General features: G+C 63.8%; 6 protein-coding genes. All 6 read left to right on the top strand.

All coding sequences use genetic code 11. The features are described 5' to 3' along the window. Window positions 1-370, top strand: a 370-nt coding sequence (locus ABB29_RS08660; protein ID WP_281177430.1) for an SAM-dependent methyltransferase, incomplete at its 5' end; no start/stop codon positions are given. Window positions 371-482: 112 nt separating this feature from the next. After that, complete coding sequence (gene ftsH / locus ABB29_RS08655) at window positions 483-2,420, top strand: ATP-dependent zinc metalloprotease FtsH (protein ID WP_057658223.1); 1,938 nt, start codon at window positions 483-485, stop codon at window positions 2,418-2,420. 98 nt (window positions 2,421-2,518) lie between these two features. Beyond that, the gene (locus ABB29_RS16495) at window positions 2,519-2,686 is read left to right on the top strand and encodes a glycine zipper domain-containing protein (protein ID WP_170185859.1); all 168 of its coding nucleotides are present in this window, start codon (window positions 2,519-2,521) and stop codon (window positions 2,684-2,686) included. A gap of 2 nt (window positions 2,687-2,688) precedes the next feature. After that, window positions 2,689-3,588, top strand: a complete 900-nt coding sequence (folP, locus tag ABB29_RS08650; protein ID WP_057658222.1) for a dihydropteroate synthase — start codon at window positions 2,689-2,691, stop codon at window positions 3,586-3,588. A gap of 198 nt (window positions 3,589-3,786) precedes the next feature. Next, entirely contained in the window at window positions 3,787-5,274 is a 1,488-nt protein-coding gene (putP, locus tag ABB29_RS08645; RefSeq protein WP_057658221.1) for a sodium/proline symporter PutP, read from the top strand. A 20-nt stretch (window positions 5,275-5,294) separates the two neighbouring features. Beyond that, a complete protein-coding gene (gene miaA, locus ABB29_RS08640; RefSeq protein WP_057658220.1) occupies window positions 5,295-6,248 on the top strand; it encodes a tRNA (adenosine(37)-N6)-dimethylallyltransferase MiaA in 954 nt (317 codons plus the stop codon). The last annotated feature ends 22 nt before the right edge of the window (window positions 6,249-6,270 follow it).

The raw sequence follows: 6,270 nt of genomic DNA, 5'->3' as shown, positions 1-6,270 counted from the left end.
GCTGGCCGGAGTCGAGTTTCTTCACGGCGACTTCAGGGAAGACAGCGTGTTATCGGAACTTGAAAGCATGCTGGACGGCCAGCCGGTGGACCTTGTGCTGTCCGATATGGCCCCCAATAAGAGTGGGGTGGGTGCGGTGGATCAGCCCCGGGCGATGTATCTGGCGGAGCTGGCCATGGATTTCGCCGACCGGCACCTGAAACCGGGCGGTACTTTCCTGATCAAGCTGTTCCAGGGCACCGGTTTTGACGAGTACGTGCGCGAACTCCGCCAGCGTTACGACAAGGTGGTCATCCGCAAACCCGACGCCTCACGCAAGCGTTCGCCCGAGGTCTATGCCCTGGGTCGTGGCAAGCGTGCAGTCGGTTGAGCTGCCGCCGCCCGGCGTGTGCGCAACCGACATGTTCAGATGAAGTAAGGTGAGATGACGTGACAATGCTGGACGCAATCCATTCAAGCAGGGAACCCCGGAGTCCATGAGGATGAACGACTTGACCAAGAATCTATTGCTGTGGGTAGTCGTCGCCATCGTGTTGATGGTGGTGTTCCAGAGCTTCTCCCCGAAGATGGGCCCGGGCACCGGTGCCTCTGAAATCACCTATTCCGAGTTCCTCGGCGAGGTCAACAACGGTCGCGTGTCGTCGGTCGATTTCACCAATGACACCAACTTCACCACCAATGCCATTAATTACAAGCGCAGCGACGGCACCAGCGGCACGGTCTATGGGCCGACCGATGACAAGCTGATCGATGTGCTGGTCAGCAAGAACGTGCAGATCACCCGCGAGAAGCCCGATAGCGGCATCTCCTTCGGTGCGATCCTGCTCAACTTCCTGCCGGTCATCCTGATCATCGGCTTCTGGATTTTCATCATGCGCCAGATGCAGGGTGGTGGTGGCGGTGCCAAGGGCGCGATGAGTTTCGGCAAGTCACGGGCCAAACTGCAGGGCGAAGACCAGATCAAGGTGACCTTTGCCGACGTTGCCGGCTGTGATGAAGCCAAGGAAGAAGTCGGCGAGCTGGTTGAGTTCCTGCGCGACCCGAGCAAGTTCCAGAAGCTTGGCGGCAAGATTCCGCGCGGCGTGCTGATGGTCGGCCAGCCGGGTACCGGCAAGACGCTGCTGGCCAAGGCCATCGCCGGCGAGGCCAAGGTGCCGTTCTTCAGCATTTCCGGTTCCGATTTCGTCGAGATGTTCGTCGGCGTCGGCGCCAGCCGCGTCCGCGACATGTTCGAGCAGGCCAAGAAGCATGCGCCATGCATCATCTTCATTGACGAAATCGATGCGGTCGGTCGTCACCGTGGTGCCGGTCTCGGCGGTGGTCATGACGAGCGCGAGCAGACCCTGAACCAGCTGCTGGTCGAGATGGACGGCTTTGAAGGAGGCGAGGGCGTGATCGTCATCGCCGCCACCAACCGTCCCGACGTGCTGGATCCGGCGCTGCTGCGCCCGGGCCGTTTTGACCGCCAGGTCGTGGTCGGCCTGCCCGACGTCAAGGGTCGCGAACAGATCCTGCGCGTGCACATGCGCAAGCTGCCGTTGGCTGACGATGTCGAGCCGATGGTCATTGCCCGCGGTACGCCCGGATTCTCCGGTGCCGACCTGGCCAATCTTTGCAACGAGGCCGCCTTGTTCGCCGCCCGCGGCAACGAGAAAGAAGTGCGGATGGATCATTTCGATCGCGCCCGCGACAAGATCCTGATGGGTGCCGAACGTCGCTCGATGGCGATGAGCGAGGACGAGAAGACCTTGACCGCCTATCACGAGGCTGGCCACGCCATTGTCGGCCGCCTGGTGCCTGAGCATGATCCGGTCTACAAGGTCACCATCATCCCGCGTGGCCGCGCCCTTGGCGTGACCATGTATCTGCCCGAAGGCGACAAGTATTCGTTGAACCGGGTCGCGATCGAATCGCAGCTGTGCTCGCTGTATGGCGGACGGGTCGCGGAAGAACTGATTTTCGGTGCCGACAAGGTCACCACCGGTGCTTCCAACGACATCGAACGGGCGACCAAGATGGCGCGCAACATGGTCACCAAGTGGGGCCTGAGCGACGAGATGGGACCGATTGCCTACGGCGAGGAAGAGGACGAAGTGTTCCTTGGCCGCTCGGTGACCCAGCACAAGAACGTGTCCGACGAAACCGCGCGCCGGATTGACGAGGTCGTGCGTACCATCCTCGACAAGGCCTACACCCGGACCAAGCAGCTGCTGACCGAAAACCTGGACAAGCTGCACACCATGTCACAGCTGTTGCTGGAGTACGAAACCATCGACGTGCCGCAGATCGACGCGATCATGGAAGGCCGGGATCCGCCGCCGCCGATAGGCTGGACCAAGCCGGAAAACAAGGATGGCAAGGGCGGTGGCGGCGACAGCCGACCATTGCCGCCGATTGCAGGGCCTGCCGCCCAGACCTGAGCACCGCGGCAGCCTGGTTGGCTTGCCAAAGCAACGTTGAAAGGCCAGAGTTCGCTCTGGCCTTTTTGCATGCAGAGTCAGCGGAAACATCCGCAGCGATGAACAGCAGGAACAAGGAAAATGCGATCGGTGCCGGTCTGGGCGTCGGCATTGCCGTGGGTGCGGGCGTCGGTGTCGCCTTCGGCAGTCTGGCCCTGGGTATCGGCATGGGTATCGCGCTTGCGTTTGCCGTCGGTATGCTGGTCGCGCACCTCAGGAAAGATTGATCATGTTCGATACCACACCGCAGCTGGATTGCGCAGGTCGCATCGTCAAGCTCGATCGCCCACGAGTGATGGGCATCGTCAATGTCACCCCGGATTCGTTTTCCGATGGTGGTGCCCACGATACGACCGATGCCGCGATTGCTCACGCGCTGGAGCTGGTGGCGCAAGGCGCCGACATCCTCGATATTGGCGGTGAATCGACCCGGCCCGGCGCGGCCGACGTGCCGCTGGCGGAAGAATTGCGACGGGTCATTCCGGTCATCGAGCAACTGGCGCGGCAAACCGACGTGCCGATCAGCATCGACAGCTGCAAACCGGAAGTGATGAGCGCAGCGGTCAGGGCCGGCGCCGGCATGATCAATGACGTCCGTGGCCTGCGCGGTGATGGCGCACTGCAGGCTGCCGCCGAAGCCGGTGTACCAGTGGTGCTGATGCACATGCTGGGTGAACCCCGGTCGATGCAGGATGCACCGGCGTACGACGATGTGGTCGGCGACGTGCATCGGTTTCTCGCCGAGCGCATTTTTGCCGCCGAGATGGCCGGGATCAGCAAAAAGAACATCGTCATCGATCCGGGTTTCGGCTTCGGCAAGACTACCGCCCACAATCTGGCACTGCTGGCACAGCTGCAGCGCTTCAGCGAACTGGGCGTGCCGGTGCTGGCGGGGCTGTCACGCAAACGCAGCATTGGCGAACTGACCGGCCGTGAACGGGCCAGCGAGCGGGTGGCCGGTTCGGTCGCCGCGCATCTGATTGCCGCCCAGCGCGGGGCGATGTTGCTGCGCGTCCACGACGTCGCCGCGATGGTGGATGCGCTGGCGGTGTGGAACGCGGTATCGGCCGTGGCATTGCCGCGGCAGACAGCCTCCGCCGCCCAACCGCTGTGGCCGGAAGACGACTGAGCCGGTGTGTCGGTCGTCCTGTCGAAATGAGGCAGGCATTCAGATTTGCGCCAGAGAGCCAGAATGATGCTTGATTTGAGCGGAGTTGAGCGATCTTGGCTGCTTTTGCCGCCAGCGACGTGAGTTCACCGGGTCTGGCTGGGGTTGGCGGGCTGCTTGCGTTAAGCTCGGTCGCTGTTTTTCTGCAAGGGGCCCTTCATGACCGTCAGTACACCGCTGCTCGTCACCTTTTCTCTGTACCTCGTCGCCATGGTGGGCATCGGATTCTGGGCCTGGCGCTCGACCAAGACGTTTGATGACTACATCCTGGGTGGACGCTCGCTGGGCGGTTACGTCACCGCCCTGTCGGCCGGCGCCTCGGACATGAGCGGCTGGCTGCTGATGGGCCTGCCCGGCGCGCTGTATCTGACCGGCGTGTCTGAATCGTGGATCGCCATCGGCCTGTTGCTGGGCGCCTGGGTCAACTGGAGCTTCATTGCCGGCCCGTTGCGGGTGTATACCGAGCGCGCCAACAACGCGTTGACGTTGCCGGACTATTTCACCCATCGGTTTGCCGACCACAACCGGGTGCTGCGGCTGGTGTCGGCGCTGGTGATCCTGGTGTTCTTCACCGTTTACTGTGCCTCGGGCATCGTCGCCGGTGCGACCCTGTTCCAGGGGGTATTCGGAATCCCGTATTCGTATGCGCTGTGGCTGGGCGCCGGTGCGACCATCATCTATACCCTGGTCGGCGGCTTTCTGGCGGTGAGCTGGACCGACACCGTGCAGGCCACGCTGATGATCTTCGCGCTGCTGCTGACCCCGATCATCGTGCTGATGCACAACGGCGGCTTCGAACACAGTGTCGAACTGATTCGCCAGGTTGACCCCGGCCGGCTCGAATGGATCGGCAAGGGCGGCGTCATCGCGGTGATTTCGGCGTTGGCCTGGGGCCTGGGCTACATGGGCCAGCCACATATCCTGGCCCGCTTCATGGCCGCCGACAGCGTCAAGACCATTCCGCAGGCGCGGCGCATCGGCATGAGCTGGATGTTCCTGTGCATGCTGGGTTCGGTCAGCGTCGGTCTGCTCGGCATCGCCTACTACGCGGCCAATCCGCAGGATGCCGGCATGGTCAACGAGAACCGCGAACGCATCTTCATTTCGCTGGCCACCCAGTTGTTCAACCCGTGGGTCGCCGGCATCCTGATGTCGGCCATCCTGGCGGCGGTGATGAGCACCTTGTCGTGCCAGTTGCTGGTCTGCTCCAGCGCGCTGACCGAGGATTTCTACAAAGGCTTCCTGCGCAAGGATGCCGGCCAGAAGGAGCTGGTCTGGGTCGGCCGCCTGATGGTGCTGGCCATCGCGCTGCTGTCGATCTGGATCGCCCGCGACCCCGACAGCCGCGTGCTCAGCCTGGTCAGTTACGCCTGGGCCGGCTTTGGTGCCGCATTCGGCCCGGTGGTGATGTTGTCGCTGTTCTGGAAGCGGATGACCCGCAATGGCGCGCTTGCCGGCGTGGTGGTCGGCGCGCTGACGGTGATCCTGTGGAAGCAGACCGGCAGCAGCCTGTATGAAATCGTGCCTGGCTTCATTGCCGCCACCCTGGCCATCGTGGTGGTCAGCCTGCTCGGCAAGCAGCCGCCGGCGCAGGTGCAGGCGACCTTCGATGAAGTCGATGCCGAGCTGCACGCCAACGGCTACTGATCCGGCGATCACCCACGTCCATGTCACATGATCCACGCCCGATCGCCATCGCCCTGATGGGGCCGACGGCATCGGGCAAGACCGCACTGGCGCTGGAATGGGCGCAGCGCCTGGGGGGTGAGATCGTCAGCGTCGATTCGGCGCTGGTCTATCGGGGCCTGGATGTCGGCGCGGCCAAGCCGAGCGCGCTGGAGCGGCAGACGGTGACGCATCACCTGATCGATATCCGCGAGCCTTGGCAGCGTTATTCGGCTGCTGATTTCGCCAGCGATGCCCGGCAGGCGATGCAGGCCATCGCCGGACGTGGCCGGTTGCCAATCCTGGCTGGCGGCACCGGGCTGTATTTCCGGGCGCTGCTGGAAGGGCTGTCGCCGATGCCCGAGGCCGACCCCGCGACCCGCGCGGAGATCGCGGCCGAAGCCGCGCAGCAGGGCTGGGCGCGCATGCATGAGCAGCTGGCGGCCATCGATCCATTGGCTGCCGCGCGGATCAAGCCAGGTGATCCGCAGCGCATCCAGCGGGCGCTGGAGGTGTACCGTTTGAGTGGCAAACCGATCAGCGCATGGCAGGCCGAATCGCGCCTGCAGCGGCCGCCGTTCCGCGTGCTCAAGCTGGTGCTGGCGCCAGAACAGCGCCGTACCCTGCATACGCGCATCGAACAGCGCTTCGATCAGATGCTGGCGGCCGGCTTCCTCGACGAAGTCCGCCAGCTGCGCCAGCTGCCCGGCTTGCAGGCAGTGGCCGAACCGCTGGATCTACCGGCGATCCGCGCGGTCGGCTACCGCCAGGCCTGGGAACACCTGGACGGCGCGACCTCGGCGGCGGAGTTCCGTGATCGCGCCATTTTCGCCACCCGCCAGCTGGCCAAACGCCAGTTGACCTGGCTGCGCGGCGAACTGGACGCCCGCTGGTACGATCCGCAGCGGCAGCGTGCCGCGCTGGAATCAGCCTTGGCTCTCTTTGTCGCCGCGTGAGGGCGCGCGCCGGCGTACAGGC

The organism is Pseudoxanthomonas dokdonensis, assembly GCF_001431405.1.
Classification (GTDB): domain Bacteria; phylum Pseudomonadota; class Gammaproteobacteria; order Xanthomonadales; family Xanthomonadaceae; genus Pseudoxanthomonas_A; species Pseudoxanthomonas_A dokdonensis.
This window is presented reverse-complemented; position numbering and strand designations above follow the sequence as displayed.

Excerpts from the sequence above, each read along its gene's own strand:
- ftsH (WP_057658223.1), top strand. The coding sequence starts at position 483 with ATGAACGACTTGACCAAGAATCTATTGCTGTGGGTAGTCGTCGCCATC.
- ABB29_RS16495 (WP_170185859.1), top strand. The coding sequence starts at position 2,519 with ATGAACAGCAGGAACAAGGAAAATGCGATCGGTGCCGGTCTGGGCGTC.
- folP (WP_057658222.1), top strand. The coding sequence starts at position 2,689 with ATGTTCGATACCACACCGCAGCTGGATTGCGCAGGTCGCATCGTCAAG.
- putP (WP_057658221.1), top strand. The coding sequence starts at position 3,787 with ATGACCGTCAGTACACCGCTGCTCGTCACCTTTTCTCTGTACCTCGTC.
- miaA (WP_057658220.1), top strand. The coding sequence starts at position 5,295 with ATGTCACATGATCCACGCCCGATCGCCATCGCCCTGATGGGGCCGACG.